At 46.5% G+C, this 25,060-nt stretch carries 22 protein-coding genes and 4 pseudogenes; 4 read left to right on the top strand and 22 right to left on the bottom strand.

Annotated features, from left to right (window positions below):
* Positions 1-24: 24 nt before the first annotated feature.
* Both HJ536_RS21195 and HJ536_RS06450 read left to right on the top strand, forming a co-directional pair.
* Positions 25-1,254: an O-antigen ligase family protein gene (locus HJ536_RS21195; protein ID WP_177157089.1), complete on the top strand. Its 1,230-nt coding sequence runs from the start codon at positions 25-27 to the stop codon at positions 1,252-1,254.
* 66 nt (positions 1,255-1,320) lie between these two features.
* Positions 1,321-2,508, top strand: coding sequence for a polysaccharide biosynthesis/export family protein (locus HJ536_RS06450; protein ID WP_177157090.1), 1,188 nt, complete (start codon positions 1,321-1,323; stop codon positions 2,506-2,508).
* Between the two features lie 104 nt (positions 2,509-2,612).
* On the opposite strand, the pseudogene HJ536_RS06455 reads toward HJ536_RS06450, so the two are convergent.
* The 13 genes and pseudogenes from HJ536_RS06455 to HJ536_RS06510 all read right to left on the bottom strand — a co-directional run.
* A pseudogene (locus HJ536_RS06455) lies at positions 2,613-2,873 on the bottom strand (transposase); the annotation flags it as partial.
* Between the two features lie 33 nt (positions 2,874-2,906).
* The gene (locus HJ536_RS20845) at positions 2,907-3,242 is read right to left on the bottom strand and encodes an integrase core domain-containing protein (RefSeq protein ID WP_228028648.1); all 336 of its coding nucleotides are present in this window, start codon (positions 3,240-3,242) and stop codon (positions 2,907-2,909) included.
* Between the two features lie 9 nt (positions 3,243-3,251).
* Positions 3,252-3,626, bottom strand: coding sequence for a hypothetical protein (locus tag HJ536_RS20850; RefSeq protein WP_228028649.1), 375 nt, complete (start codon positions 3,624-3,626; stop codon positions 3,252-3,254).
* Positions 3,627-3,718: 92 nt separating this feature from the next.
* Positions 3,719-3,940, bottom strand: coding sequence for a DUF1153 domain-containing protein (locus HJ536_RS06465; protein WP_177157091.1), 222 nt, complete (start codon positions 3,938-3,940; stop codon positions 3,719-3,721).
* A gap of 49 nt (positions 3,941-3,989) precedes the next feature.
* Positions 3,990-4,228 (bottom strand): annotated as a pseudogene (locus HJ536_RS06470) (transposase); the annotation flags it as partial.
* 271 nt (positions 4,229-4,499) lie between these two features.
* Positions 4,500-5,348 carry a sulfotransferase family protein gene (locus tag HJ536_RS06475; RefSeq protein WP_177157092.1) on the bottom strand — a complete coding sequence of 283 codons (849 nt, stop codon included), beginning with the start codon at positions 5,346-5,348 and terminating at the stop codon, positions 4,500-4,502.
* 6 nt (positions 5,349-5,354) lie between these two features.
* Positions 5,355-6,401 (bottom strand): acyltransferase family protein, encoded by a 1,047-nt coding sequence (locus HJ536_RS06480; protein ID WP_177157093.1) that lies wholly within the window; start codon positions 6,399-6,401, stop codon positions 5,355-5,357.
* A 1-nt stretch (position 6,402) separates the two neighbouring features.
* Complete coding sequence (locus HJ536_RS06485) at positions 6,403-7,290, bottom strand: glycosyltransferase family 2 protein (RefSeq protein WP_177157094.1); 888 nt, start codon at positions 7,288-7,290, stop codon at positions 6,403-6,405.
* On the bottom strand, positions 7,280-8,299 hold the full coding sequence (locus HJ536_RS06490; protein WP_177157095.1) for a glycosyltransferase family 2 protein: 1,020 nt from the start codon (positions 8,297-8,299) through the stop codon (positions 7,280-7,282). Before HJ536_RS06490 ends, HJ536_RS06485 begins: the two co-directional genes overlap by 11 nt.
* Positions 8,300-8,310: 11 nt before the next feature.
* Complete coding sequence (locus tag HJ536_RS06495; RefSeq protein WP_228028650.1) at positions 8,311-9,471, bottom strand: glycosyltransferase family protein; 1,161 nt, start codon at positions 9,469-9,471, stop codon at positions 8,311-8,313.
* 29 nt (positions 9,472-9,500) lie between these two features.
* Entirely contained in the window at positions 9,501-10,529 is a 1,029-nt protein-coding gene (locus tag HJ536_RS06500) for an acyltransferase family protein (protein ID WP_177157096.1), read from the bottom strand.
* Positions 10,530-10,546: 17 nt separating this feature from the next.
* Positions 10,547-12,784, bottom strand: coding sequence for a GumC family protein (locus tag HJ536_RS06505; RefSeq protein WP_177157097.1), 2,238 nt, complete (start codon positions 12,782-12,784; stop codon positions 10,547-10,549).
* Positions 12,785-12,833: 49 nt separating this feature from the next.
* Positions 12,834-14,189, bottom strand: a complete 1,356-nt coding sequence (locus HJ536_RS06510) for a lipopolysaccharide biosynthesis protein (RefSeq protein WP_177157098.1) — start codon at positions 14,187-14,189, stop codon at positions 12,834-12,836.
* Between the two features lie 150 nt (positions 14,190-14,339).
* On the opposite strand from HJ536_RS06510, the gene HJ536_RS06515 reads away from it, so the two are divergent.
* Both HJ536_RS06515 and HJ536_RS06520 read left to right on the top strand, forming a co-directional pair.
* Positions 14,340-16,352: a glycoside hydrolase family 16 protein gene (locus HJ536_RS06515; RefSeq protein WP_177157099.1), complete on the top strand. Its 2,013-nt coding sequence runs from the start codon at positions 14,340-14,342 to the stop codon at positions 16,350-16,352.
* 15 nt (positions 16,353-16,367) lie between these two features.
* Positions 16,368-17,219, top strand: a complete 852-nt coding sequence (locus HJ536_RS06520; protein ID WP_177157100.1) for a sulfotransferase domain-containing protein — start codon at positions 16,368-16,370, stop codon at positions 17,217-17,219.
* A gap of 133 nt (positions 17,220-17,352) precedes the next feature.
* Here HJ536_RS06520 and HJ536_RS20855 read toward each other — a convergent pair whose 3' ends face one another.
* The 9 genes and pseudogenes from HJ536_RS20855 to HJ536_RS06560 all read right to left on the bottom strand — a co-directional run bounded on the left by HJ536_RS20855 (position 17,353) and on the right by HJ536_RS06560 (position 25,060).
* Positions 17,353-17,688, bottom strand: coding sequence for an integrase core domain-containing protein (locus HJ536_RS20855; protein WP_228028648.1), 336 nt, complete (start codon positions 17,686-17,688; stop codon positions 17,353-17,355).
* Positions 17,689-17,697: 9 nt separating this feature from the next.
* Complete coding sequence (locus HJ536_RS20860; protein ID WP_228028649.1) at positions 17,698-18,072, bottom strand: hypothetical protein; 375 nt, start codon at positions 18,070-18,072, stop codon at positions 17,698-17,700.
* Positions 18,073-18,164: 92 nt separating this feature from the next.
* Positions 18,165-18,386 (bottom strand): DUF1153 domain-containing protein, encoded by a 222-nt coding sequence (locus HJ536_RS06530; protein WP_177157091.1) that lies wholly within the window; start codon positions 18,384-18,386, stop codon positions 18,165-18,167.
* Between the two features lie 264 nt (positions 18,387-18,650).
* Positions 18,651-18,791, bottom strand: a pseudogene (locus HJ536_RS06535) (transposase); the annotation flags it as partial.
* Between the two features lies 1 nt (position 18,792).
* Positions 18,793-19,352, bottom strand: a pseudogene (locus HJ536_RS20865) (transposase family protein); the annotation flags it as partial.
* Between the two features lie 32 nt (positions 19,353-19,384).
* Complete coding sequence (locus HJ536_RS06545) at positions 19,385-19,978, bottom strand: BUD32 family EKC/KEOPS complex subunit (protein ID WP_177157102.1); 594 nt, start codon at positions 19,976-19,978, stop codon at positions 19,385-19,387.
* Positions 19,942-20,751, bottom strand: coding sequence for a hypothetical protein (locus tag HJ536_RS06550; RefSeq protein ID WP_176855990.1), 810 nt, complete (start codon positions 20,749-20,751; stop codon positions 19,942-19,944). The genes HJ536_RS06545 and HJ536_RS06550 overlap by 37 nt, the downstream gene beginning before the upstream one ends.
* A 12-nt stretch (positions 20,752-20,763) precedes the next feature.
* Positions 20,764-24,195 (bottom strand): ImcF-related family protein, encoded by a 3,432-nt coding sequence (locus HJ536_RS06555; protein ID WP_177157103.1) that lies wholly within the window; start codon positions 24,193-24,195, stop codon positions 20,764-20,766.
* The gene (locus tag HJ536_RS06560) at positions 24,188-25,060 is read right to left on the bottom strand and encodes a DotU family type IV/VI secretion system protein (RefSeq protein WP_177157104.1); all 873 of its coding nucleotides are present in this window, start codon (positions 25,058-25,060) and stop codon (positions 24,188-24,190) included. Before HJ536_RS06560 ends, HJ536_RS06555 begins: the two co-directional genes overlap by 8 nt.

Below are 25,060 nucleotides of genomic sequence, written 5' to 3' on the forward strand. Positions count from 1 at the left end.
TTAACTTGATGCGGTCATAATTTCGTGCAAAAACCGAACACAAGCTTTTTTGGAGAAGTTCTCGATGCTGGGCTCCTAATTCTTGTTATCGTAGCTAGCTCTGATAGCCTCGTTCACTTTGGTAAAGTTCAGTCCCTTGTTTGGGCAATCTGCTATTTAACGGCCTTTTCGAGATTTTTTGTCTATGGTAATTTTTTTTTAAAAAGCATCCTCAGTGCAAAAATATTCTATATGTACCCTATTGTATGTATTCTTTCAGCCACATGGTCTTTTTCACCAGTTGAAACATTGATAAATTCGATACAGCTTCTTGTAACCTTCCTTATTTGTACATTTTTGGGTTGGAGATTTTCTGTATTTGCAATCACGCTGACAACATCTTTGGTACTAGCGGTTGCAATTTTTTTATCGGTTAGTCATTGGGCTTTTGGAATTTTCCCTTGGAAAATTTATAGCAGCGCTGGCGGAGTTGTTGGAATTTTTTCACATAAAAATATGCTAGGTCAACGGGCTCTATTTTTAGCTTTTTCTACTATTGCTCTGCTCATGTATAGCCATAAATCACTTTCACTTAGACTCAATTCAATTTTGATATTGAGCTTTTTTCTTTCTATTTTGTCTCTTTTCATTTCAAGGTCAATGACATCTATTCTGCTGTTTTTTCCACTTCTAGGTGTATTTTGTTGGTTGAATCGTCGAAGCTTCAATAAAGCAGGCTTCGCTCTACTTCAGCTCATCATTTCGTTAACGGTAACGATTGGCCTTATAGGTGTGGCAGTAAGTGGAATAAATCTTGTTTCAACGTTCTTCCTGAAAATAGGTAAGGAAACTACACTTACGGGTAGAACCGAAATTTGGGAAATTGCTTCTATCATCAGTTCGAAGTATCCAATTCTTGGTATCGGATTTGGTGCATTTTGGACTTCTCCCATTTTCGCTTATTTTCGACTATTAACACAGGATGCAGGAGCTGTTACTAGTGTCTCTTTTCATAATTTTCTTATCGAAATATTCGTGGGTACGGGCGTGTTGGGAGTCTTCTCGATTCTCCTAGTGCTATTTACCGGATTCCGCTTGGCTTTCCAATTTTACGGCCGCAACAATAATTCAATTTCATCATTCTGCATCACAATCTTTCTTGCTATATTCTTCTGTTCGTTGTTTGGCCCATCCTTCTATCGCGGGCATGAATTTTTCATTTCAATTTTCGTTATGTATATTTCTTCAGTTCGTGAAAGCTTGTTTTCGCGTTAGATGTGGCGTTAATTCTCATAGCTAATTCGGATAGAACTTAAATTGTAACTTTGGGGTTTTCGAAAAATGAAAGTTTTTCAATTATTATTTTTTATTATCATTGAATTGATTTTGGGGAGCCCCTCCTTTTCGTCACCTTACACCCTGTCTAAGGGCGATGTCGTCTCATTAGTATTTGATTTATCGAGCGGCCCTAGGTCTTACAAGGTTGACTTGGATGGTAATTTAAGAATACCAGAGCTTGGAATAATCTCTGCGCAGGGTTTATCTTTGAATCAAGTTTCTGACGAAATTAAAATTTCGATGATTTCCGCTGGTTTCAATGGTATTCCTACGGCCTCTGTAGAAATTGTCAGTTATTCGCCAATATTTATTTCAAGTGACATCGTTTCTAGTGGATATTATGAGTACTTTCCTGGCATGACCCTTGGTATGGCGATTGGCTTATCGCGCAGTGAAGATAATAGAGATTCGGAAGCTAAATATTTTGAAAGTAACACTCTTTTTCTCGAAAGGGAGGTTACTGACTTGAAATATAGTATATCTGACCTTTATTTTAAAATGATACGTCTCAATGCTGTATTAGCAGGTGTGACAGATGATCTTACAATCTCAGAAAGTGAATTAAGTCCAATTTTTTTTCTAAGTAGTGAAGAAATTGGGGAAAGATTGGTTGCAGAGAATTCGATTTTCCAGCATCAGATTTCTTCAAAAAGCAGCCTGTTCTCTTCGTGGGAGAGAGAGATTTCCGACGCAAAAAAACAAATTTCACTCATCGACCAAAGGATTAAACTTAAGGGCCGAATAATTGAGCAACTCGACGCGGATGTTGCCAATATCGCGATGTTAAAAAGTCAAGGGCTTTCTACAAGTGTAAGATCAACCGAGGCATCGCGACGTGTTTTTGAAGAGCGGGAAGAATTGCTTTCTCTTGAAACAATGAAGCTCAATGTGGAACATTCTATCCAATTGGCTGAGCGAAACAAAATGAACTATGAGATAGAGACACGCGATAAATGTCTCGAGGACTTGAATGAAGCAAAAAACAGGTACACCCATCTAAGTTCTTTGCTCCAAACCTATACGGAACAACAATATTATCTTCATAGTCAAATTGGCAACAAGTCGGAAGGTCAAGAAGATATTATTTATAAAATAGACTCTAGAAATTCTGGCCGCGAAAGCATAAGTAATGTTGATCTAAATACGCCTTTGTTTCCAGGGGATATTATTTTTATCGAATTCAGGCAATAAAAATTTCGCAGTTGAAATGGCAATGGTTAATTGTATTGATTTTTTACTTTGTTTTGCCCACAGACCTTGTTCGAACAGAATTTAGGGTCAGGACTCATTTTCATTCAGAGCCAGAGCAAGACCGTGGCGGCGAGCGCGATCGCCGAGAGATAGATGATCGGGCAGCGGTCGTATCGAGTGGCAACCCGCCGCCAATCCTTCAATGGCCCGAACATGATCTCGATGCGATTGCGCCGCTTGTAACCGCGCTTGTCATATCTTACCGGCGTCTTGCGTGACTTCCGGCCGGGACTGCAGACCTTCTTCCCCTTGTCTTTCAACGCTTCTCTGAACCAGTCAGCATCGTATCCCCTATCGCCGAGCATCCGTTCGTATTGACGCAGCGTTTGCTGCTCAGTTTAAGCTGCTAATCTGAATGCCTTAGTAGTTGTGCGCATGGCAAGGGCCTGATGAGGGCGGCGGCTCTTGTAAAAGCTGATCCAGTCGCCGTTGATGCGTGTGGCGTGCTGGATGCTCTCGAAGCGATTACGGCGGGTGCATTGTTCTTTGAGGGTGCGGATGACCCTTTCGACCATGCCATTTTGCTGCGGACAATGCGGGGTGATGAACTCTTGCTTCAGGCCATAGCTGCGGATCAGTGCCGTGAAGTGTCTGCTTGTAAAAACTAACACGTCGTCTGTGCGAAGCAGGCATTCTTTCTGGACGCGGCCAAGGGGCCCGAACCTGCTGATCAAAGCATGTTCCTAAGCTGCACTGGCTTTAGTCGCTTTGCCGGATCTGGAGATGTGGCAGCCCAAAAGCTCGCGCGTCTGGCAATCGATGACCAAGGCCAGAGATGCCCACCCGTCTTTTCCAGTCCAATCGCGGGCCAGTTCGTTGACCAGCGCTCGTTCGGGGCGATGGCCACGGACGGAACAGCCTGAATGCGGGGTCGCATCCCAAGGCTCTTTCTCGATCATAGCTTTGATTGGGACGGCGAAGCGCGGAACGACCTTAGGCGCAGACTTTGTCGGCTTGTAGTAAACTGTCCGCCTTGGAACGCAGAACCAGGCGCAGAGCTTGGCGATCGAGACCTTGATCCCGTCCGCCAACAGTCCCTCATGAAGCGTCCGGATCAATTGCCGTCCTCCCGCTCCATGAGGGCCTGAAACTTTTTTCGAGCGTGCAGCTCGAGAATGGCCTCGCCATAGGCTTTTTGCAGGTCTTTGAGCTACTTCTCGTACTGCGTATGGATATCTTGCGGCGCCTCACGCAAAGAATTCTCCATCCCCTTCTTCGCGTCGTCGATCCAAGTTTCGGTCTCGGACGGCGTCAGATCATAGGTCCGGCTAGCCTCGGCCACCGTGGTTTTCCCCTGAATGATCTCGATCACTAGAGCGGTCTTTCGCTTGGCTGTCCAGCGTTTGTCGGTCTCGTCCATACTCTTACTCATGGCTACTTTCTTCCGTTTAGCATGAGCAGGAAATCAATCGGTCATTACACATCACTGTTCGAGTGTCAGCTTTTTCGGAGGTCAGCCCTTCTAAGATCTGGCCGAAGATGCCCATCCGGCTCCACCGTTTCCATCGGTTGTAGAGCGTTTTGGGCAGGCCGTATTCGCGGGGCGCGTCACACCAACTCAAACCATTGCGATTGATGAAGATAATCCCGCTCAGGACACGCAGGTCATCGACGCGGGGACGTCCGCGGCTTTTCGGAAATAGGGGCGAATGCGCTCAATCTGCGCTTAGGTCAGCCAGAACAGGATACTCATGAAATCGAACATCGGATCATTCAGATCCTGACTCGACGCCAAAAGTTAATAGGTCCTGAGCCAAACGGTACCGTTTTTCTACCGCCAAATTGAGAAGCACCAACCACCTTGGTACTGAACCGCAAAGCTCAGCGCTGAATACCACTCATAGAGCGCCTAGGATAGGTCTATCAGGGACAGGGAAACCTAATTTTAACCTGTTTTGCGCTACAAAGCACCTATTAACCTAACTACAAAACTATATGCACCAGGAAGAAAAACTCTTACAAGAGTATTCACGAACTAACGCCGCTTCTTCAACCAAATCGACCTTCATTCGTTGAATTATAATATCGGGAATGCAAGGCGCTATTCTCTTTTTAGATAGGGATAGAGTCTTTTTTAGAGCACTTTTAGTTGAATGTGAAAGTAGGTCTGAAAAAAACTGCCCAGGGCGTGATTGGGAAAAGGAAAGAATTTCCCTAGGTATTCCGGAAATTATATCGCCACTATTTTCATTTATTGGTTGGGAAACGAGAAGAGAATCAACCCCGATATGTTCAGTGACTAAATTTATGGTGGTTTGCGGATTTTTGATTAGATCACAAAAGTCAATAAAGAGAAATCTATCAAGTGGAAAGAATTTCAAATAACAGAGCAGTTGCGTACCATACCTACTAGCATCCAATATATGAGAATAATTTTCTTCGCACCAATAATCCGCAGAATTTGATTTTTGCTTTTCCTGAAGAAAACTATGTTGGTATTGAGAAATTGCCCTTTGTACTGGATCCCTAAGAATATAAATAAAACGAACTCGAGGGCAAACTCCGAAAATTCTTTCGGGAACACCTGTAAAATCTCTCTGTTTTGTGTAATTGGGACTAGCTTCACCTAGAATTTTACCGCCAGCTTTGAATTGATTCGAATACCAATCAAGTCCCTTTTTCCAATTTTTTTCCTTTACGAAGAAATCTGTTTCTTTCTTTCTTGACATAACAATATCTGGATGTTTTGAAAGGTAGTCATACAAAGTAGTGGTGCCAGATTTCATCGCACCTATAATAATGAAGTCGGGCAATTTGACGCCAGTATTTTCGTAAAACATAATAACCTACTTCAATAATAGTTTTGAAAAATAACGCGTAACGGGTTTTTCGATGTAGAGATACACAATGCAACCAAAAATAGTGGAAGCAAGTGTTAGAACAAATAGACTCCAAAAGGGACCAATTTCAAAGAAAAACCCTGTTTTCGATAAAAGCTTGCAAATCAGAAGCATGATAGGCATGTGGCATAGATAAATAGAAAAAGATGCATCGCCAACGCGGATCAATTTATCGTTCCAAGAAATGTTGCTACCGGAAAGACCTATAACGATGAGCATGGAAGCAAAACCGTAAAAAATTGGAGAGAAACTTTCATCGCAGGGAGAGAGAATAGTCGTCTTAAGTAACCCCGGGGTAAAAAACAACAATATTCCGAACACTAGTGAGTAGTTGCAGCCAGATTTAGAAAATACAGAGAGGCTAACCGAAGCCAGCATTCCCAAAAAGAAAAGCAAGTTGTAAGTGTCAAAAAGGAAATTGAAAGGATAGGAAGGTGAAAATTGAAAAATCAGTTTCGCCAAAATTGCTGAAAGCCAAACAAGGAGAAGCGCAGTGCCGAGTTTTCGCCTAAATAATGAAACGGAAAAAATGAGATAAAAAAGAATCTCATGCTTCAATGTCCATGAAACCCGCACAATATCAAATTTTTCATTTAATGGAAGCAATGCGAACGAAAAGAGGATATCCGAAATCGTATAAGCATCAAAGAATTCAGATTGGTTGAATAATATTTTTTCAGAAATCTGAACTATAAGAACTATCCAAAAAAAAGGGAAGATCCTCATAGCTCGCTTCAAAATAAATGAATATGCAAACGCAAATTTTCCGGCCTGGTTTGCTTGAAACTTTAAAATAATGAAGCCAGATAACACAAAAAAGAAATCAACTCCCGCATATCCTAAATTGAAAAAACTACCAGCGTCTACTTTGTCGAAAATTTTTTCTGGTAAAATAAAATTATTTGCGTGAAAAATCACGACTGCCAGAGCAGCGAATGCTCTCCCTACCTGAATTCCCGTAAGCCGCGTATTTAATTGTATCACGTGATTCATTCTATTTGCCATATAGCAAGGGGCTTCGCATGCCGATGCATGCGCAACAGACACCAGAGTGCATCACGGCTCTAAGGAGCCAAAACGCAAATTTGTTAAAGTCATAAACGCAACACAAAGAAACAAAAAAGCAAAAACTAGTTTTAAATATCGCCGAAACAAAGAGCCTCAATTTAGAATTTCCATCGGATGTCGAGAACGCGTAGCTTTGACCAATTCTAAAGCGTCGTTTAATCAGCCAGTTCATTGTTAATCTTTCGGATGTGACCGTTTCATAGGCAATCGAATGTTTCGCGACAGCGAAAATCGCCCCTTGTTTCCTAATCTTGTAAAAAAATTCCGTGTCTTCGCCACCAGTCTTTCCAAAATTTAAATTGAATCTTTGGTCACTCCAATTGGTGTGTCGCAATCTGAAGAGACAGTTACAAGTATGGCCTGTCTCGATCACATCATTTCTTTCTTTGACGTTTTGTGAATGAAAGTCACCTTTTCTAATCCAGGTCGGGGTCTCTTTATTATAACAGGCTTTGCTAACACCGAATACAGCATCGGCATTCGTTTCTTTCTGCCGTAAAATTAGGTGATTTAACCAAGCACTATCAACAGTTTCGTCATCATCGAGAAAAGCGATCCAATCAGAAGTGGAAGTGTCCAAGGCAGCGTTTCTAGCTAAAGAAATGTTTGATCCTGGTATATGCTTATATAGGATTGGGATGTTGATCCCTTCCTGGACTGCTTTCACGAACTTTTCTGCAGTCGGCAAAAGATCATTATCTATAATAATTATGCGCAGTACTACGCCTTTAGGAATATCTGAATCCGAAATGGATTTGATGGTCTGGGATACATGTGGACGTCTGTGTGTGCAAATACAAATATCAATCTTCATTTCTGTTAAACCACATGTGAACCATATAGGAAATAAATCCGAAACTCCAAGATAAATGCATTGCAGAGAGCGCTGGTCCTGCACAGATTCCGCAAATGCTCTTATTTTTCAACATGAGGAAGAGAGAAGTAGAAAATAATAGAAAAACGTAAGAAAGTGGGATGAAAAATAAAAAACTGTAAATGAATCCAAAAAGGATGGCAATTATATTTGTAACGAAAAAAAGTGGCGGAAAAAATTGGCGAAATTTTGGAGCTTTCTTATGTAGGATGGTGGTCTGCGCCCTACCCCAGCCATATCGAAAATACTGTCTAGAGAGCTTTAAGATTGAGCCACGCATTACATAATCTATTCTTATGGTTGCGTCGAGCCAGATTTTTCCACCTGCCATTCTTATTCTGTAATCTAATTCGGCATCTTCGTTAGCTACAAATTTAGTATTGTAGCCACCTACTTTGCGCCAGATTTCCAATCGAAATCCCGCGTGATGACCGTGATCTACAAAGTGAGACCTTTTGCCGCCTCTATGGCTCGATCCTCCTGTGCCTAGGGGGGTGTCCATCGCCCATGCGGCTCCGCGCTGAAAACAATTTATACCAACAGAATCCATGACTGTTGCTACTGCCTCAACGTTGTTAGTGATCATACTTTGAACAACTTTAAAAATATAATCTTCAGGATAAATCGAATGCGCATCGACTCTTACAAGAAACTCATGATGCTCTTCGGCTGCTTCATTGACAACAAGATTGATTGCCGCTGATTGCAATCTTTGTCTATTTTGAATCAGTTGTATGTTGGGAAAAGTCTTTGCCAATTCGATGACAATTTCGCAGGTTCTATCGGAGCTTCCGCCGTCGGCAACTACAATTTTTGTTTCAAGATTATTTAAATTCGAACCGATAAGACTTAAAATGGTTTTTCTAATATACTTTTCTTCGTTTAATGTTGGAATTGCCACTAGAATTTCTTTAGGGTCAAAGGAATTTTTTTTACCATTGCTCTTCAATTTCGAAAATCCTATTTAAATGATACTCGGCAATCAGAAAGAGTTTCGAATAATTTCTGAAGATCTTCCTTGCTTTGAATGAAATCCGCTGAGGAGCGAAGCAACAATTCTGCGCGCTTCTGGGATAGACTTTCTTTGGTGATCGTCGATAGAAAGTCTACGAGACATTTTGAGGTAGGACTATCTATCACCCAACCGAGCTTATCTTGCGAAATCCTACGGCCAGTTTCGGTATCAGCTAGCGCCAAACTCGGGCAACCTGCCCAACTGGCTTCATAGATCCGATTTGGTAAAAGCCACTTTGAATTTGTATCACGCTGCCACAAATCCTGGGCCCAAACTAAATCGATACTTTGATAAATCTTTGCTAAATCTTGGGGGTACTCATACGGTCCATAAAATGATATGTTTTTGCATTTTTCTATTGTTTCAAAAAAATCGTTAATGCAATGTTCATGTACAACGCCGAAAATCTTAATGCTAATATTTTTTTCTAACTGGCGCGATAATTCAACTAATAAATCAAATGTAGGTTTACAACGAATAGTGCCTACCCAGCCTAAAACGATATCATTTTCTTCGGATGAGATAAGGTTTGATCGCGGTCTCGATGGGAGTTCTAAACTTAGCGCCAACTTATTCTCAAGTAGGTAGTGTTTTCCCTGAAAAGATTGAATACTACAAAAGTATTCTGTTAAAAATGCTGGAGAAGATACGACTAGCAATTGAATTCTTCGCAGTAGAAATCTTTCGACCCACCTTAGTAGCAGATGATTGTATCTATTTCCGCACAGCGCTGAGTTAATATCCAAACACTCGTAGATTAAGGGAGTGTTATTTAATCTCAGAACGACTTTAGAGAACCAAGCGATACACAGCATGTCTAGATTTCGAGCAATAATCACGTCAGATTCATGCAAAGCTTTTCGATGAGCCAACATCTTAAATAGAGATTTAAATATAACCAAAAATCTCTTTAATAATTTTTCGTTTTCTGTTTCGTATAGGTGAACGTTTGGCCAATCAGGTTTGAAATCTTTATTCATGTTTTTTCTGCGCATGGTAAAGCTCTGCACTTTAAGGCCTAATGCGCTAAAGCTTCTTATGCGACGTATTTGAGAAATCTCTGCGACATCAAATCCAAAAACTGTTACCAAGATTATGTTTTTCAAACTGTTCACTCCAAACAATTTAATGTTTTTTAATTCAAAAATAATTTTTTCACAAGTTTTTGAATTGGACTTTCAATAAAGGTCTTCCATTGCATGCCTAGGAAAATTGCTGCAATTATGGAAATAATCGAACTAGTAAGTGAGTATCGCCAATCTAAGTTAAAAGGAAAATAGAGCAGTATTTTCTCAATTAGTGTGAGAACGATGGTGTGCAAAAGGTAAATAGAAAAACTAGCGTCACCAACTTTTTCAAGTAATGGGAGATGTATCAATTGAATTTTCAGATTCAACATTCCGAAAAATACAAAAGAAAATGGCAACGCGAAATATGCAACGCGTGTCCACGGTGACTCAGGATCATAATTCGTTGAAAATAAGACACAAGCCAAACATCCAAAAAATATACAGAAAATCGATACACCTCTTGAAATTTCTTTAAACCGACTAATCACATCATTTATCAATACCCCGAAGAGAAACTCGAGCAAAATAGGATTGAAAATGAATACAAAAATTGCAAACTTCGAATTATTGAAAATTCCGAGTAAAACTAACGTTGTGAAAGTTCCAATTAAAATTGGAGTACGAAATTCTTTACGAACAAAAAGGATGAGTGAAAAAATTCCGTAAAAAAAGACCTCATAATTCAATGTCCAACCAGGGATCAAAAAGGGCCAAATGTGGTTAGGGAAACTAGGATGCCAGTGAGGGATAAAGAGGAGGGATTCGATCAGATGACTGAAGGAAGTGTCAGCCCATTTCACTGGTATCAAAATCAATGTGAAATACCAAATTATCGTTAAAATCCAGTACTGCGGGAGGATACGTAGCATGCGTGCTTTGAAAAAAGAAATCGGGTTACTACTATAATTCGTTGAGACATGGCTAATAATAAATCCACTAATTACAAAGAATAAATCAACTCCCATGTGGCCAAACCTAAAAAAATTATAGATTGCTGCCATCTCTGGACTGTTAAATCTGGTACTAGCATGGAGTAGGATAACACTTATGGCGGCTATTGCCCTTAAGTATTGTATAAAAACAATTTTTTTCATCGGATGTGGCTTAATCTCTATTGTTTGTAATAGAAATCGTCTTTGTTTATTCTATTAAATAATTTCATGTTGACTTTAGAGAAAATAAAACCGAGGACATTATTATTTTCACTGAAATTGATTTGTTCCAATGCCATATCTATATCCGATGATCTGGTATCACCCCATTTGATAACATATAGAATTTCCTCACAAAGACTTGTAAGAAATTTTGTCTCTGAGTTTCCTGCCACCGGTGGAAGATCGATTATGATAAAATCGAAGTTTTTCTGAAGATAGCGCATCAGCTCTGCTAAACGGTCAATATAAGCCGACGTCATTATTAAATCAGGTTTGCTGTTTCCAATAAACCAAATTTTGGATTTTCCGTAAATCTCATCTAAGCAGCGCTCGTTGTTTAAATATGATTCTAAAATATTTTCCAACTGCTGATCGGGCCTTAGATCTTGCGCCAATAATTTTGTCGCGCCCCTCTCAAAAAAATCCAAATCAATGAAAACTGTTTTGTGATTCTGGTTCGCTAAATACTTTGCCAAAATCATTGATGTTGTTGTCTTTCCTTCACCTTTCCTTGTTGAGGTAACGCCTAATATTGAACCACAATCGTTTTTGTTTTCACGTTTCATTATAAGGTTAACATGTACTGCCCTCATCGTTTGCATCGTCAAAATCCAATTCTCGCGTATTTTGATCTTTTGATCGGTGAAAATATAACCCGATGCTATTATATTCGTAAGCTCTCTTAGCAAAAATTTTGATTTTAGGCTTGGAACTACGCCTAAGAAATTTAAATTGAATTTTCTGGAGGCGATTTTTCTATCGTACAAACTGTCATTCCATGTCTCTAAAACAGAAGTGATCGCGAATGCGACCAAAATTCCAGACAATAGGCCAATCATCAAAATCATACGATTGTTCGGAAATGATTTTGAATCAGGTATAACGGCTTGTGCAATTACGCGAGCTGAAGTTGCATCGAAGCTCAGAAGTTGTGTGGTGTCATTGTACTGCTCAAGTAACTTTTCGTATAAAGCACGTTTAGCATTCGCATCTCTCTCTAGGCTGCGCAGTTTAAGTATTTCTGTAGACTCAGCTGCATGTTCTTGTCTTAAATTTGCCATCAGCGCATCAAGTCCTGCAATCTGATTGCGGATTGCGTTACCTCTTGTTGTTAATCTTTGCTGAACTTGAATGTATTCAGAAATTATGAGAGCTCGCTGCTCTTGGATTCTACTTTTCAAGTTCAACGCTGACGCCGTTGAACTATTGCGACTCAGAAGTAGAGACTGCTCTTGCTGTAGAAGGTCTATATAAATTCTTTCAAATTCATCCAAGGCCTTCGACCTATCACTTACATCTATTGTGATGGCATTTACATCGCCGGTTTCTATTTGTTCCTTAAGCTGTGTAGCTTGTACATCAAGGGATAGTGCACGACTTGTCAGTTGAATTTTTTCTTCTATCGCTGCATTAAGCGCTATTTCTGTCGGCAGAAGAGTTCCTTCGGGACTTAGAAGCTGATATTTTTGTCGAAACTCTGCTATTTCACGCTCTGTTGTGTCGACTTCCGCACCTAACTCCGAAATTCTGCTTTTCAGCCACTGTTGATTTTTTTCGACATTGTAGACATGTTGCTCTCTTGAGATTGTAAGGTATTCGCTTATCACAGTATTTACTGCCAAAGGAGCAAACTCTATATCATTCGAGGTATATAAAACTTCAACGATGTAAGCGTCGCCTGATCTTCTTACCTCCAAGCCTTTTGAAAATTTTGATCTTACTGCTTCTAATTTTCTTTCTTGGGTATTTTCGTTGGAAATGGAAACATCATCATTCATCAAGATTTCGAAATATCCAGTTCCGCGAAGCCATTCCCTAATCGCGCTCAAAGAAAAATTTGTTGTTTTGCTTTCTTCATTTGTGAACTTATCTAGACCGAGTTTGTGAGCTGCTCGTGATGTTACCTCTCGAGAGCCTATGATCCTGATCTCGCTCTCGACCGTTAAACCATCCGAAGTTAATAAACCGGGTGAGATTTCGTTGGCCTGATATGGATTTAGGCCATTTCTTGGGTCAATAAGTATTGATGCACTTGCCGTATACCTAGGCGTAACAAAAATTAAATATGAAATAGAAATTGCCAAGGTAAATAATGGAAGAAATATGATTATCTTCCAGTTGCGAAAAAATATCGACTCAAATTTTTCAATCGTTTCAGTTAAGTCAACTTCCGAAAATAATTGATCACGATTCATATTAAACCTGCATTTGAAATTTTGATCTCTTTAAGATCTTTCGAATTTTTTAACGAAGGGGCCTTTTACTAAGAAATATTAGCATTCCAGAAGTGTTTATTTTAGCTACTCTATTTGATAACGCACATAGGCATAGTTGTTGGACAGAGTAAGCAGCTGATGCTCCCCAAATTGCACCCACCCCCCCGAAATAGTACGAACCGAACAATGTTGATAAACCTATCAACATTGCACCAAAAATTGAAAGTATAAAAATATATTTTTGATTGCCACTTATGTTTAAGACAAGTTGAGCTGGGCCGAATATGCAGTCTGAAAATGGAATAAGAGAAGCCAAAATGTATACATCGAAATCATTATACATTTTGAATCCATACAGAGAAAATGCCAGGTTTTCTCCAATGAACACAAAAGTCGTACCAGTTAAAAGTATGGCTAACTTAAGAATGGCAACGTTTCTAAGAACATTTTGAAGTTCGGTTTTTTTGTGATTGTGAATTAACTTTGAGATCTGTTTGCTTGTTGAGATGTCAATTGTTTTAACCGAGAAATATAAAATCGACATAACGGATAGTGTGAGTGCTACTTTTCCGATTTCTTTTTCTGATAATGCGATCGTTGAGCTTACGACGATGAGATGCTTAAGATTATCTCTAACTAGCAATAGTGGCGCAGTAGCTAATCCAGTCTTTATCCAATCTCTCCATTTTTCGAATTCCGGATTTTTGATTTTTAGATCTTTAAATATGGGTGCTATTAATTTTGATTGAAGTAATGCGGTTGAAACATATGAAATCAGAAAAATAATACCCAAATCAACAAAATCGATTTTGTAGTTGAATACCCATAGCGATCCACAAAGAATAAATATTACGACAGGTCTCGCTAGCATGATCGGCACACTGCCTCTTAAGGTATATCCAAGACCAGTGGCGTGCTTTGCGTATATTCTCGTTAGTGCGACTATCGGACTTGAAATTGTTATAAGTCCTGATAGAAGAATAAATTCTTTTGAAATACCAAGTTGCAAATAAAAGTCTATTGCAACTAGAGATATGAACATAAAAATCAAAATTGATGAAGTGACAGCAACTAGGATTTTATTAAATGAAATAAAGCCTGTTGCTGCGTTCATTTCCCCTCTTTCGGTGTAGGCGACAAGATATTTTATCGAGCCAGCGTCTATGTTTAATCCCAATAGGATTGAAAAAAGCATTGTCCATGAAAAACAAGACATCGCTGCCCCAAAGTCACTTGAATCGGAAATTTTCGCTATCAAAAAGGTATAAAAAACCGTTATGACGTTCCCGGAAACACGGCTAATAAGTAAAGAAAGTGAACTTCTTATAGTGGTTATCGGTTGTTTGGGTCGTGCTTTTATTTTAAAATTGCTGTGTACTCGCATGATTATCTCTGGAAGGGATTGAGATTATGTATACGTCTTGGCAGACCTTTCATGTTAATGCTAGCCCCATTGTGACATTTGCAAAAATATTTGCCAAAAGTTTTTTAAAACAGATAAAAAAGTAGATTAGGTTTTGCGGAAATGTGTGTGATGTCGATTTTTCGTACGCCGAAATTTTTGGCGCTTTTATTTTGTGGCTTGTCTCATAATGCTACAATGGCATGCGCGGCGCCAGATCTAGAAGGTTTGATTCCTATTTTACATGAGACATTCGATGAACCGCTGCAGCGCTATGATGGGGTCTCTGGAGTTTGGTCTACGATCCCGCGCTCGCGCAAGCTTTACACTAATTCTGAGGAAACTGTTTTTTTTGATTTCGGCTTATTTGGCAATTCGTGCGACCGGTCTTTAGCAGATTTGCATGAAGTGTCTAATGGCGTTTTGCTTCTTCGGTCTTCACGTGTTTCCCCCGAATGTCGGCAAGCAATTGATCAATATTTGATCCAATCCGGTCAAGGTGAGATAGCGCCTAAGATAAAGTATGTTACCAGTCAGATTACAACTTCTGAAACCTGGTCTCAAACCTATGGTTATTTTGAAATCGTCGCTCGGATACCCACTGGCAAGGGAAGATGGCCAGCATTTTGGTTGACCCATGCGGGACCTGGGTGGCCTCCTGAAATTGATATTTTTGAGGCATACGGGAAAGGGCTCTCGATCCAAACCCCAAAAGATGGGACATTTAATGTCGCTGTTTTTTTTGATAAATTCGATCGGCTTGGACGGCCAGTAAATTCAGTCGATATCCAAAACGAATACTCCGGCTCTTCTCCTAAATTGCCGATTGCGAAAAATAAATTTGGGAAAACTGTCTTTAATTTTCATAATCTTGTTCGTGCAGATGCGAATTTCGGCACTGACATTTATGAGGATTTCCATACCTATTCTGTTTTTTGGGAAGAGAACAGTATTTCTTTCTATTTTGGTTCGGATCGTCACAATCTGGTTGAGGTATTTCGAACCCCTACTCCCGATGATTTACGTGCCCCTATGTACGCTATAGCAAATGATCAATTTACCGCTAGGGGTGGGGGGTGGTCTCCCCCAAATGTTGATATTCAAAATATTTTAAATCCATTGAATTCCTTCGAAATTTCCGAAATTACATTTTATGCCATACCTCCTAGTCTACATATACACATGCAGGATGGCCAAAATCCATACAATTTTGGGGATTCAAAGATTTTCGACACTCCGGCTGATGATGTGATTGCGCCGGGCGATGGGTTTGACTTAATTGAATTGACTGATGGAAACGATAAAATCTTGGTAACGAAAGGTTTTGGGAACAAAATTATTTCCGGTTTCGGTGCTGGTGATGTTTTACATCTTGAGGGCTTTCGTTTCGCCACTTCTGCGGCGATATTTAGGTCGCTAACGCAAGTTGGAGGAGATGTTTGGCTCCCAACTGGTGCTGATCCCTTTGATCCTCAAACGATAGTATTTAGGAATGCCTTATTATCCGATTTTTCCTACAGTCAATTTGTTCCTCTTTGGCCAGTGGCACCTCGTTTCTTTAGGAATCTTGCAGGTTCTATCCCTAATTATACAGCTCAAGCTTTGGATGAAATGGAAGCCAAACTTTTATTGCCTGGGATGCAGTTTCGAGACAATGGCCTCGCGTCTCATTTTGTCGGAACAGAAAGGTCCGACAGCTTCTCTGTAGCGAACTCTAAAACTGTAATCCAGGAATTTCATTCTGGTGACATTGATGAGGTTTTTGTTTCTGTCGATTTCAAAATTCCAGAGAATATTGAACGTGGGATAGCGGAGCGTGAGGGTGTTTCTCTTTTTGCTAACGACGACGGCAACAGACTTGAGACCGTTTCCGACGGAACTACGCTGATAGGTGGAAATGGTGACGATCTTTTTGTAGTCAGTGAGGGAGTGAAAAGAGTTGATATTGTTTTGTCCTATGGTTCAGGTTTAGACGTTATTCGCGGCTTAACGCCAGGCGTTCGAATTTTGATACCTGAGGGGTTGAAGAATTTTCTCAAGTTTTCGATGGTTCAAAACGGAATTATGCTGCATCTTTCAGATTCTGACAGTCTCCTACTTGAGTCTGTATTCAATCCTGATATTCTTGGAATCTCATTTTACTGATTTGGATGATTTTAAATGGCTTTTGTTTGCGAAGGAATGTTCTTGGGTATTGGAGGGCAAAAGTGCGCATCTACCTGGCTTTACAATATTTTGATGCAGCATCCTTCCATTCGGCTATCTAGACGTAAGGAAGTCGATTTTTTTAGCTACTACTTCGATAAGGGTTATGAATGGTATGAGTCCAATTTCGATAATTCTGATGCTACAAGTTTATATGGCGACGTGTCGCCATCATATTTGATACATCCCAATGCGCCAAGTCGCGCTTTCAATTACAATTCAGATTTTAAAATAATCCTCATTTTGCGCGATCCAATTGATAGAGCTTACTCGAATCATCTGCACGAAATCAAAAAAGGCCATATCTCGATCGAAAAATACGACTTCACTGAAGGTGTTAAGAATAATCCACTCTATTTGGATCAAGGAAGGTATGGCAAACACTTGGAGCGTTGGTTGGATGTTTTCCCTCGCGAGCAAATTTTAGTTTTATTTCAGGAGGAGATAGAGGAGAACTCACTCGTAATAGCAAATCAAGTTTTTTCATTTCTCGGGCTGACTGCTGTCAACTCCATTTCGAACATTCGTTCAAACGAAAGTGTTTTGTATAGAAATAAGTTCATAGGTAGTAGTTTATGGCGTGTTGGCTTTTTATTAAGAAGGCGCGGCCTCGGTTCTATTGTTGAATTTTTGAAAAATACCTCAATGGTGCGCCAATTGCGACATAGGAATCGTATCCCTGTTCGTTCTGTTGCCGCGCCGATTTCCCAAGAAACAGAAAGCTTTTTATTTCAATTTTTTTTAGATGATGTGCGATTTCTCGAGGAGCTTCTCGGTCGCCCCGTCCCGTGGAAAAGATTTCACTGACTTTTTCTATTTAGTGGCGTTAGCGACACAAGTCGGGGCGTCACAGTACTTTTCCTTTTCATGGAAGGATTTTGTTTGCGAACTTATTAACTGATATGACACGAATGTGTTGACGCAGCGTTTGCTGCTCAGTTTAAGCTGCTAATCTGAATGCCTTAGTAGTTGTGCGCATGGCAAGGGCCTGATGAGGGCGGCGGCTCTTGTAAAAGCTGATCCAGTCGCCGTTGATGCGTGTGGCGTGCTGGATGCTCTCGAAGCGATTACGGCGGGTGCATTGTTCTTTGAGGGTGCGGATGACCCTTTCGACCATGCCATTTTGCTGCGGACAATGCGGGGTGATGAACTCTTGCTTCAGGCCATAGCTGCGGATCAGTGCCGTGAAGTGTCTGCTTGTAAAAACTAACACGTCGTCTGTGCGAAGCAGGCATTCTTTCTGGACGCGGCCAAGGGGCCCGAACCTGCTGATCAAAGCATGTTCCTAAGCTGCACTGGCTTTAGTCGCTTTGCCGGATCTGGAGATGTGGCAGCCCAAAAGCTCGCGCGTCTGGCAATCGATGACCAAGGCCAGAGATGCCCACCCGTCTTTTCCAGTCCAATCGCGGGCCAGTTCGTTGACCAGCGCTCGTTCGGGGCGATGGCCACGGACGGAACAGCCTGAATGCGGGGTCGCATCCCAAGGCTCTTTCTCGATCATAGCTTTGATTGGGACGGCGAAGCGCGGAACGACCTTAGGCGCAGACTTTGTCGGCTTGTAGTAAACTGTCCGCCTTGGAACGCAGAACCAGGCGCAGAGCTTGGCGATCGAGACCTTGATCCCGTCCGCCAACAGTCCCTCATGAAGCGTCCGGATCAATTGCCGTCCTCCCGCTCCATGAGGGCCTGAAACTTTTTTCGAGCGTGCAGCTCGAGAATGGCCTCGCCATAGGCTTTTTGCAGGTCTTTGAGCTACTTCTCGTACTGCGTATGGATATCTTGCGGCGCCTCACGCAAAGAATTCTCCATCCCCTTCTTCGCGTCGTCGATCCAAGTTTCGGTCTCGGACGGCGTCAGATCATAGGTCCGGCTAGCCTCGGCCACCGTGGTTTTCCCCTGAATGATCTCGATCACTAGAGCGGTCTTTCGCTTGGCTGTCCAGCGTTTGTCGGTCTCGTCCATACTCTTACTCATGGCTACTTTCTTCCGTTTAGCATGAGCAGGAAATCAATCGGTCATTACACGAGCTGTGTATTTGTTCAGGACGGCAACGCGGATCCGGGTTTCCTCTATTGCTGGTCAAATTCCCGCGACATTAGAGCACCTTCACCCAATGTATCCTGGTTTCGACACGGATTCGTCGGTGGTACCCGCTCAAACCACTGTCTGGCAGCGCATCGCAAAACGATTGCCCGAGAGAGGTCGCCACCAAAGAACAACTCACGTTCAGTTTTTTTAGCGGCGACATAGACTGCTGAAGTGTGGAAACGACCAACCCAAACCGATGAGCCGCAGCAAGCTTTGTAGAAAACCGCTTGTCTGCCGGAGCGGCATCCCGAACAGCACTTTTAGTGCAGGGCATGCTTGGATAGCGGCATCGCAGATAGGAATGCTTACGGTTTTCCGGGTGGGGCTCCGTAGTCTTCGGTCGCTGATAGACGGCCCGTAGGCCCATCAGCCGGCGGATCCGTTTGCGCCCGACGCAATAGTCTTGTTTGCGTAGGTGCCTTGCCATCTGATGGCTACCGTAAAACGGCGTCTCCGTCCGGCCTGGGCCATACCATGCCGACCGGCTGATCCCGATCAACGCGCATTGCCGGGTGAGCGACAGCGCCGGGTGCCTTGGCTGGATCATCTCACGCCTCCAAGACATGCACACCGCCCGGAGGCTTTCGCTAAAAAATCCCGTTCCACCACGAGCTGGCCGATCTTCGCGTGCAACTTCTCGATCTCGCCATCCTTTTCGGCGGCCTTCGCTTCGGCCTTGCCCGAGAAGATCCCGGACATGCCCTCAAGAGCCTGCCGCTTCGATGTGTTGATCAGGGTCTGATGCACGCCATGCTTCGCCACCAGCTCCGCGACCGTCAGCTCGCCACGGATCGCATCGAGCGCAACCTTCGCCTTGAACTCGGCGCCGTAATACTTTCGTTTGCCATCCACGCTGTTCTTCCTCGTCATCGCTGGCAGCAAGCTTAGCAGTGTGTCCGGTTTTCGGGGACCACCTCAGCCCGCTCCAATGAGAAGAAATCGAATTCCGGTCTGACCAAACCCCTGCCCCAAATCAGATCAGGATGGGTGAAACCCGAGGAATAAGGGCGCAGCGGCATGTCTTCGACTTTCGTGCCGATGGGTGTACAGAATTCCCAGTCGATCAGGTGACACATTCCCCCCGAGTGAATCACATTGGCGGGTGTCAAATCGCAAAAAGCGAACCCTTGGGCATGAAGGCGCGCCAGACAGCCCGACAGGCTTTCCATTGCGTTCGGTTGCGCTGCCAAGGCCTCGCCCTCGATATACGGCCGCAGTAGAGCCGCCCACCGATCGCTTTCCGTAAAACGGCATTCGACCTCGGCCAATGCAGCCAAACACCGCGCCTCGTTTCGCAAACCCGCAACCTGCGCCGTCTCGGACAGTTTCAGGACCCAGTCGGCAGACCCACTCCGAACCCGCCACGATCGGCGGCCCAAGGGAATGGCCCCGGCACAATCGCCGAGGCCAAAGGCCGCCATGGCTTCTGCCAAATTCAAGGTCACATCAGCATCAGCTTGTCGCGCACGGCGAGCCAACCCGCGGGTTCCTTGATGATGTTGGCGATGTCGTGCTGGCCGAAGATCCGTGTCATGCCGCGCTTGGTGAACAGTTCATAAAGGATGCCGCTGGCGGGGCCGACAGGTTTGCCATTCGGGGCGACCAGAACGCGGCTAATGGCGATCTCCTGATAGGCGCGCCAATGTAGTTCCATTGCGGTACGACCCATGAGGCCCCCGATGGTCACCTTGATCCCGGCCTTTGCCACAGCCGTCGCAACGCCGGTCCCCAGACCAACCGCACCGATGGGAATGGCCGCCCCTGCCAGATCGACCGTGCGCACGGCGATCTTCAGCCCCTTGGCGGTCTGGACCGCATCGACCCAGCGCGTGATCGTCTCGCTTTGACGATAGCGCGCGCCGATCGCACGGACCTTGCACAAGTGCCCGACAGAAGAGCCCAGCGCATTGCCCTCTTTCAGGATGCCGCCCACATCCACCTGCGTCGCGACCGAGCCAAGCTTGCTGCCCCAACCCAGCATCGCAGACAGAAAAGCCAGATCCTTGCGGTACCCGAAGTAACTCTGGGTCTTGGGCGAGCCCCGTCCCGAATGCCCGTTCATGATGAATTGGGGGTTCGAGACCATCTTTTCGTCGGGGCTTTTTGCCGTGTTCGCCATGTCATACAGCATCTGAAGCGAGGCGATCACAGGCATCGCAGCGTCCCCCGCGAGGGCACCTGCCACCTGCCAACTGATGGCCTCGAAGGTTTCCTTGGCGGTATCAAAGTTGTCGTCGTCGTCTTCAGGCATGTCCCGCACTCCCTATTGCGTGGGTTCGATGGCGTAGGTTTCGAACAGGCGCACTGGCAAAGAAAAACGGGTGAAGAACCGCGGCGCAAAGGGTGTGCTGCGGGTGGGGACATCGAACTGCAAGGCCATCAGGTTGCCGTTAATGTCCAGAGTGGTTTCTGCGATCCCTTGGGACGGGTCGATGCTGCCCGCGCCGGCCTCGGCCAGACGGAACCACGACCATGTGCCCATGAACCCTTCGTCCAGCACGGGGCGCGAGCGCATATAGACGCGCAGGTCCAAATCGCTGTTGGTCATGCCCGCAAGGGGCCAAGCCTGCTCGGTCCAGCTCATGGGGCCGTGGGCAAAGCGGTGGATGGTGACGCCAGAGCTCAGGTTCATCTCGCTGAGCGAGGGGTCCATGTAGCTGACCCGCAGGCGGAACTTCACATAGGGTTTGCCGTCCACAAACATGGACTCGGTGACTTCGCGGGCGGCCAGAAGCATCTTCTCGGTCTCGAAGGACAAGCCGATATCGTTCTGCGGCAAGAAGGTCGCGCGGGTCTGGAAGACCCCCGGTTGCAGTTCGAACGCCGACAGGAACTGGGTCTTGAAGGTCTGGATCACCCCTTCGGGGCCAAAGATTTCCGCGAACTCGGCCAGAGTGATCTCGTTGCTGCCCCGCTCGTTGAAGGGGAACATCGTCGACAGGATCGGCTCGTAGGTGTCATAGACCCGCTGCTGCCACTGGCTGTCCACATAGGTTTGGACAAAGTTCATGGCTGCGCGGTCGAGCGTCCCCGACAGAGACACCCCGAAGCTGCGGATGATGGGCAGCTCGCTGCGTTGGGCAAAGTTGTCCAGAACCGCCAGCGGGGTGGCGCCTTCGGTCTTGCTGTATTGTTCAAACAGGAATTTTCCGGTGCCCGTTCCGGCCGCCACAGCCGCATCCAGCCACGCCCCCACATCCCGCGCATAGGCCAGCAGAATATCGAACTGGGTCAGCTGTTTGCCCGACACATCCTGCGTGGTCAGATACTCCTGAAACGCCGCCGAAATACTGCGCGCCGCCTGTGCCTGAGGCGAGTTTTTCAGAGCCTCGTATTTCTCGACCACCATGGGATCGGGGGTCTGCCCCTCTTTGACGGGGGGCATCGGCGGCGGGAAGTCGATGGACACCTCGGACTGCATCGTGGTGACCAGGTTCTTGACCGGATTTTCCGTGGTGTTGACCAAGGCCTTCATCAGCACCTGCGCGCTTTCCCAATCGGGGGCGTCGTGCAGCTCCAGCGCACTCAGGAAGTCTGACCAGCGGGCAATGTAATCGGCCACATAAAGGTCGCTCACCCTCCGCAGAAGGTTGTCCACGGCCGAAGGTTCCATTTGGCCGACCAGCAGATCGTAGTTCCCGATCATATCCCGCAGGGCACCGATTTCGCCGTTGCGGTACATGGCGTCGAACCCTTCGCGGGTAAAGGCGCGCTGGATCAGGTAGATGGACGGCGTTTCAGGGGGCTCGAAGACCTCGGTGAAGCGCGGGCCAAGGCGGCTGCGCAGGTCCACCCGTCCGGCGAACTGGGGCTCGCGCAGCAGCAGTTCATAGAGCAGCTCGGCAGTGTTCAGGCCCGTCAGGGTTTTGGCGACCACCGTGTTCAGTTCTGTGTTGCGCTGGGTGGGCGGCTGGTTGATCGCGAACAGGTCCCCCAGCAAGGCCTCGCTGGCGCGGGCAAAGTTGGCAGAGACCAGCCCCTCATCCGCGAAGGACCGCATGTAATAGGTGGTCAACCCCTCGGCATTGCCGCGCTGGTCCGCATAGAATTCAGCCTCGTTCAAGGCCAGCGAGAACAGCGTCACCCCGTCCGACAGGGCGTTATAGGCAAAAAGGTCCCGCTCCAGATAATCCGCCAGCGCCAGTTGGAAGGGACCGGTCAGCTCGTGCTGATAGGCGCGCTGGTAGAAGTTTTTGAGCGACCCTTTGGGCAGCCACGCGGGAATGGGCGTCAGCGGCAGGGCGTCGTATCCGTCAAAGGCCGTGCGGATTTCATTCAGGGCGATCACTTGGGTCGGGATACCGTCGGCACCCTGCCCCGCGCTGGCCATGGATTTGTAATAGCTCTGGAATGCGGCCTCGAGCCGGTCGTTCACCGCCCGATAGGTGCGCAGGTTCACAAAGATCGCGGTCCCCACCAGCAGAACCAGCGCCGTCAGCCCCAAGGACACCAGCGACCCCCGCACATTGCGGCGCCAGATTTGGCGGTGGTTCGGCTCGACCACAAAGGCTTCGGTGCGATAGGCTGCGGCCAGCGCGCCCCCGTGGCGGGCGCTGATGCTGCCATCGGCGGCGGGCAAGGCCACCGGCATCTCTCCGTTCTGGAAATAGCGCTGTGCGTAGAAACGGGTCAGGAAATCGGCGGACCGGTCCTGATCTGACGTCCCCGCAAATACCACGCTGTGAATGGCAAAGGGGTCTTTGCGCGGGGGCAGCGGGCGGACCAGCGGTTTGACCACGGCCAAGGTCTGCATCCCCACAGCCCGCAACTGGAACGGCGCATTGATCAGGGATGCGCAGAAATCCGGCGCCAGTTGCTTTTCCAAGGTGGCGGTCTGCAGGGTTTCGATCCGCGCGACCATCTGGTCGAACAGCGCGGCGATGGCATCGGTCTGCTCTGGCACGCCTTGATCCAGAAAGCCGCCGAAGATGCGCTCTTCACCGATGCTCTCTGTCAGGATCGCGGCGCGGACCAGATCCTCGTTCTTTTCGATCCCGCGCAGCATCAGATGCAAAGGAGGCGAGATCGCGAGCCGTTCGGTGAGCCGGTTCAGGACCAGATTGATCACGCCCATGCGGTCGCGGCTGATCCCGTCCAGCGCGGGCAGGTCGGCCAAATCCGCCTCGAGGAAGATCGCGTTCAGGGGCACATCGGGGCGCTGACGGACCAGCGCGCTGCCCAAATGGGCGATCACATCGGACGGGGCTTCGGTGCCTTGGGCGATGTCCATGCGGATGGCCAACGCGGTCGATGAGCTCCAGAGCGACAGCGCCACCCCACCCCGCACCAGCCCCTCGCTAAAGCGGGTGTAGCCGGTTTCGGTCAGGCAACTGGCCCCCGCGTCCGAGGACACCGGCAGAAAGAGGTTCACCGGCACCTTGGCCGTCTTGCGATCAATCCGGCTGGCCGCCGCGTAAAGGCTGCGCACCAACCGCGCAATGTCGCGCCGCAGGGCCTTTTCAGCTTCGCGCACGGGGTCTTCGGGCCAGAGGGTCTTGCGGTAGACCACCACCAGCACCGCGACCACCACCGACAGGATCACCAGTATCGCGATCACCGCCAGCAGCCAGATCCGCGCATTCGCAAATTCCACCGCGAAATAGGTCAGGACCCCGAAGAGCAGCGAAATCGTCAGCAAGAACGAATAAAGGCCCATCCGGAGGCGCATCGCCTTTTTGAGTACCGCGTCAATCATTGCGCACCGCCGTGGTCTTGGTGTCGCTGGAATAGACATAGACGGGGGCCGTGCCGCCCGTGGTCTCGGTCCGGAACCGTTCAAGGGTGCGCGCGGCGGTGCGTTCCTCGGCCACGCGGGCGGCCACCACGAACCCGTTCAACAGCAGGATCGCCAGCCCCGCGAAATAGAGCTTGCGGCCCGTGGGCATGCCCTGCCGGCCGGCGCGGCTGCGGCGCAGGTCACGGCCGAACCGTTGGCGCACTGCATCGGTGTCGGGATGGGCGATTGCCACCTCGAGCCGGTGGATCAGGCGGTCCCGTTCCTTTTCCTGCCCCACGGTGTAGCGCCCGCGATACCCCAGCTTCAGGAAGATATAGATCAGGTGCAGAAACTCGTTCAGCGCCTTGGGCTGCATCAGCGCCCGCTCGGCGATGTTGTAGAACCGGTCGCCCCCGTCGCGGAACCCAAAGAGGTCGGCCACGAGTGTCAGGTTCTCCCAGCCGGATTCCTTGCCCCAATCGCTGGTCAGGATGAACTCGTCGATCACGATGGCGAACAGCAGGCACAGGTTTTCAGCCACCGAAGGGGGATAGTCCAGCTGCACCACGCGGTACTTCAGATCAATGATCGAGCGCGCGATTTCGGCCCGCACCAGATGGGGCTCGCGGATATCCTGCATCCGGCCCACAGTCCCGCACAGACCGATCAACCCGCCCGAAACCTTGAGCAGCGCGGTGCCTTCGGTCTCGCCCTCGCGCAGGGTGCGTTCGATGCTTTGCAGGACGGTCGGGCTCAGGGAGGCGGCATAGGTCATGCCTGCCGGTTCGGGGCCAAGGATCCCGTTGGCGGTCAGCGTCAAAGTGGGGGCGTGCACAGCTGCCAT

Source organism: Donghicola mangrovi (genome assembly GCF_013377535.1).
Lineage (GTDB): Bacteria > Pseudomonadota > Alphaproteobacteria > Rhodobacterales > Rhodobacteraceae > Donghicola > Donghicola mangrovi.

What these genes read in the sequence shown, in the direction of transcription:
- HJ536_RS06510 (WP_177157098.1), bottom strand. Translation starts at nt 14,189, where the DNA reads ATGCGAGTACACAGCAATTTTAAAATAAAAGCACGACCCAAACAACCG.
- HJ536_RS06450 (WP_177157090.1), top strand. Translation starts at nt 1,321, where the DNA reads ATGAAAGTTTTTCAATTATTATTTTTTATTATCATTGAATTGATTTTG.
- HJ536_RS06480 (WP_177157093.1), bottom strand. Translation starts at nt 6,401, where the DNA reads ATGAATCACGTGATACAATTAAATACGCGGCTTACGGGAATTCAGGTA.
- HJ536_RS06475 (WP_177157092.1), bottom strand. Translation starts at nt 5,348, where the DNA reads ATGTTTTACGAAAATACTGGCGTCAAATTGCCCGACTTCATTATTATA.
- HJ536_RS06465 (WP_177157091.1), bottom strand. Translation starts at nt 3,940, where the DNA reads ATGAGTAAGAGTATGGACGAGACCGACAAACGCTGGACAGCCAAGCGA.
- HJ536_RS06560 (WP_177157104.1), bottom strand. Translation starts at nt 25,060, where the DNA reads ATGGCAGCTGTGCACGCCCCCACTTTGACGCTGACCGCCAACGGGATC.
- HJ536_RS06550 (WP_176855990.1), bottom strand. Translation starts at nt 20,751, where the DNA reads ATGCCTGAAGACGACGACGACAACTTTGATACCGCCAAGGAAACCTTC.
- HJ536_RS06505 (WP_177157097.1), bottom strand. Translation starts at nt 12,784, where the DNA reads ATGAATCGTGATCAATTATTTTCGGAAGTTGACTTAACTGAAACGATT.
- HJ536_RS06485 (WP_177157094.1), bottom strand. Translation starts at nt 7,290, where the DNA reads ATGAAGATTGATATTTGTATTTGCACACACAGACGTCCACATGTATCC.
- HJ536_RS06500 (WP_177157096.1), bottom strand. Translation starts at nt 10,529, where the DNA reads ATGAAAAAAATTGTTTTTATACAATACTTAAGGGCAATAGCCGCCATA.
- HJ536_RS06555 (WP_177157103.1), bottom strand. Translation starts at nt 24,195, where the DNA reads ATGATTGACGCGGTACTCAAAAAGGCGATGCGCCTCCGGATGGGCCTT.
- HJ536_RS06520 (WP_177157100.1), top strand. Translation starts at nt 16,368, where the DNA reads ATGGCTTTTGTTTGCGAAGGAATGTTCTTGGGTATTGGAGGGCAAAAG.
- HJ536_RS06515 (WP_177157099.1), top strand. Translation starts at nt 14,340, where the DNA reads ATGTCGATTTTTCGTACGCCGAAATTTTTGGCGCTTTTATTTTGTGGC.
- HJ536_RS06530 (WP_177157091.1), bottom strand. Translation starts at nt 18,386, where the DNA reads ATGAGTAAGAGTATGGACGAGACCGACAAACGCTGGACAGCCAAGCGA.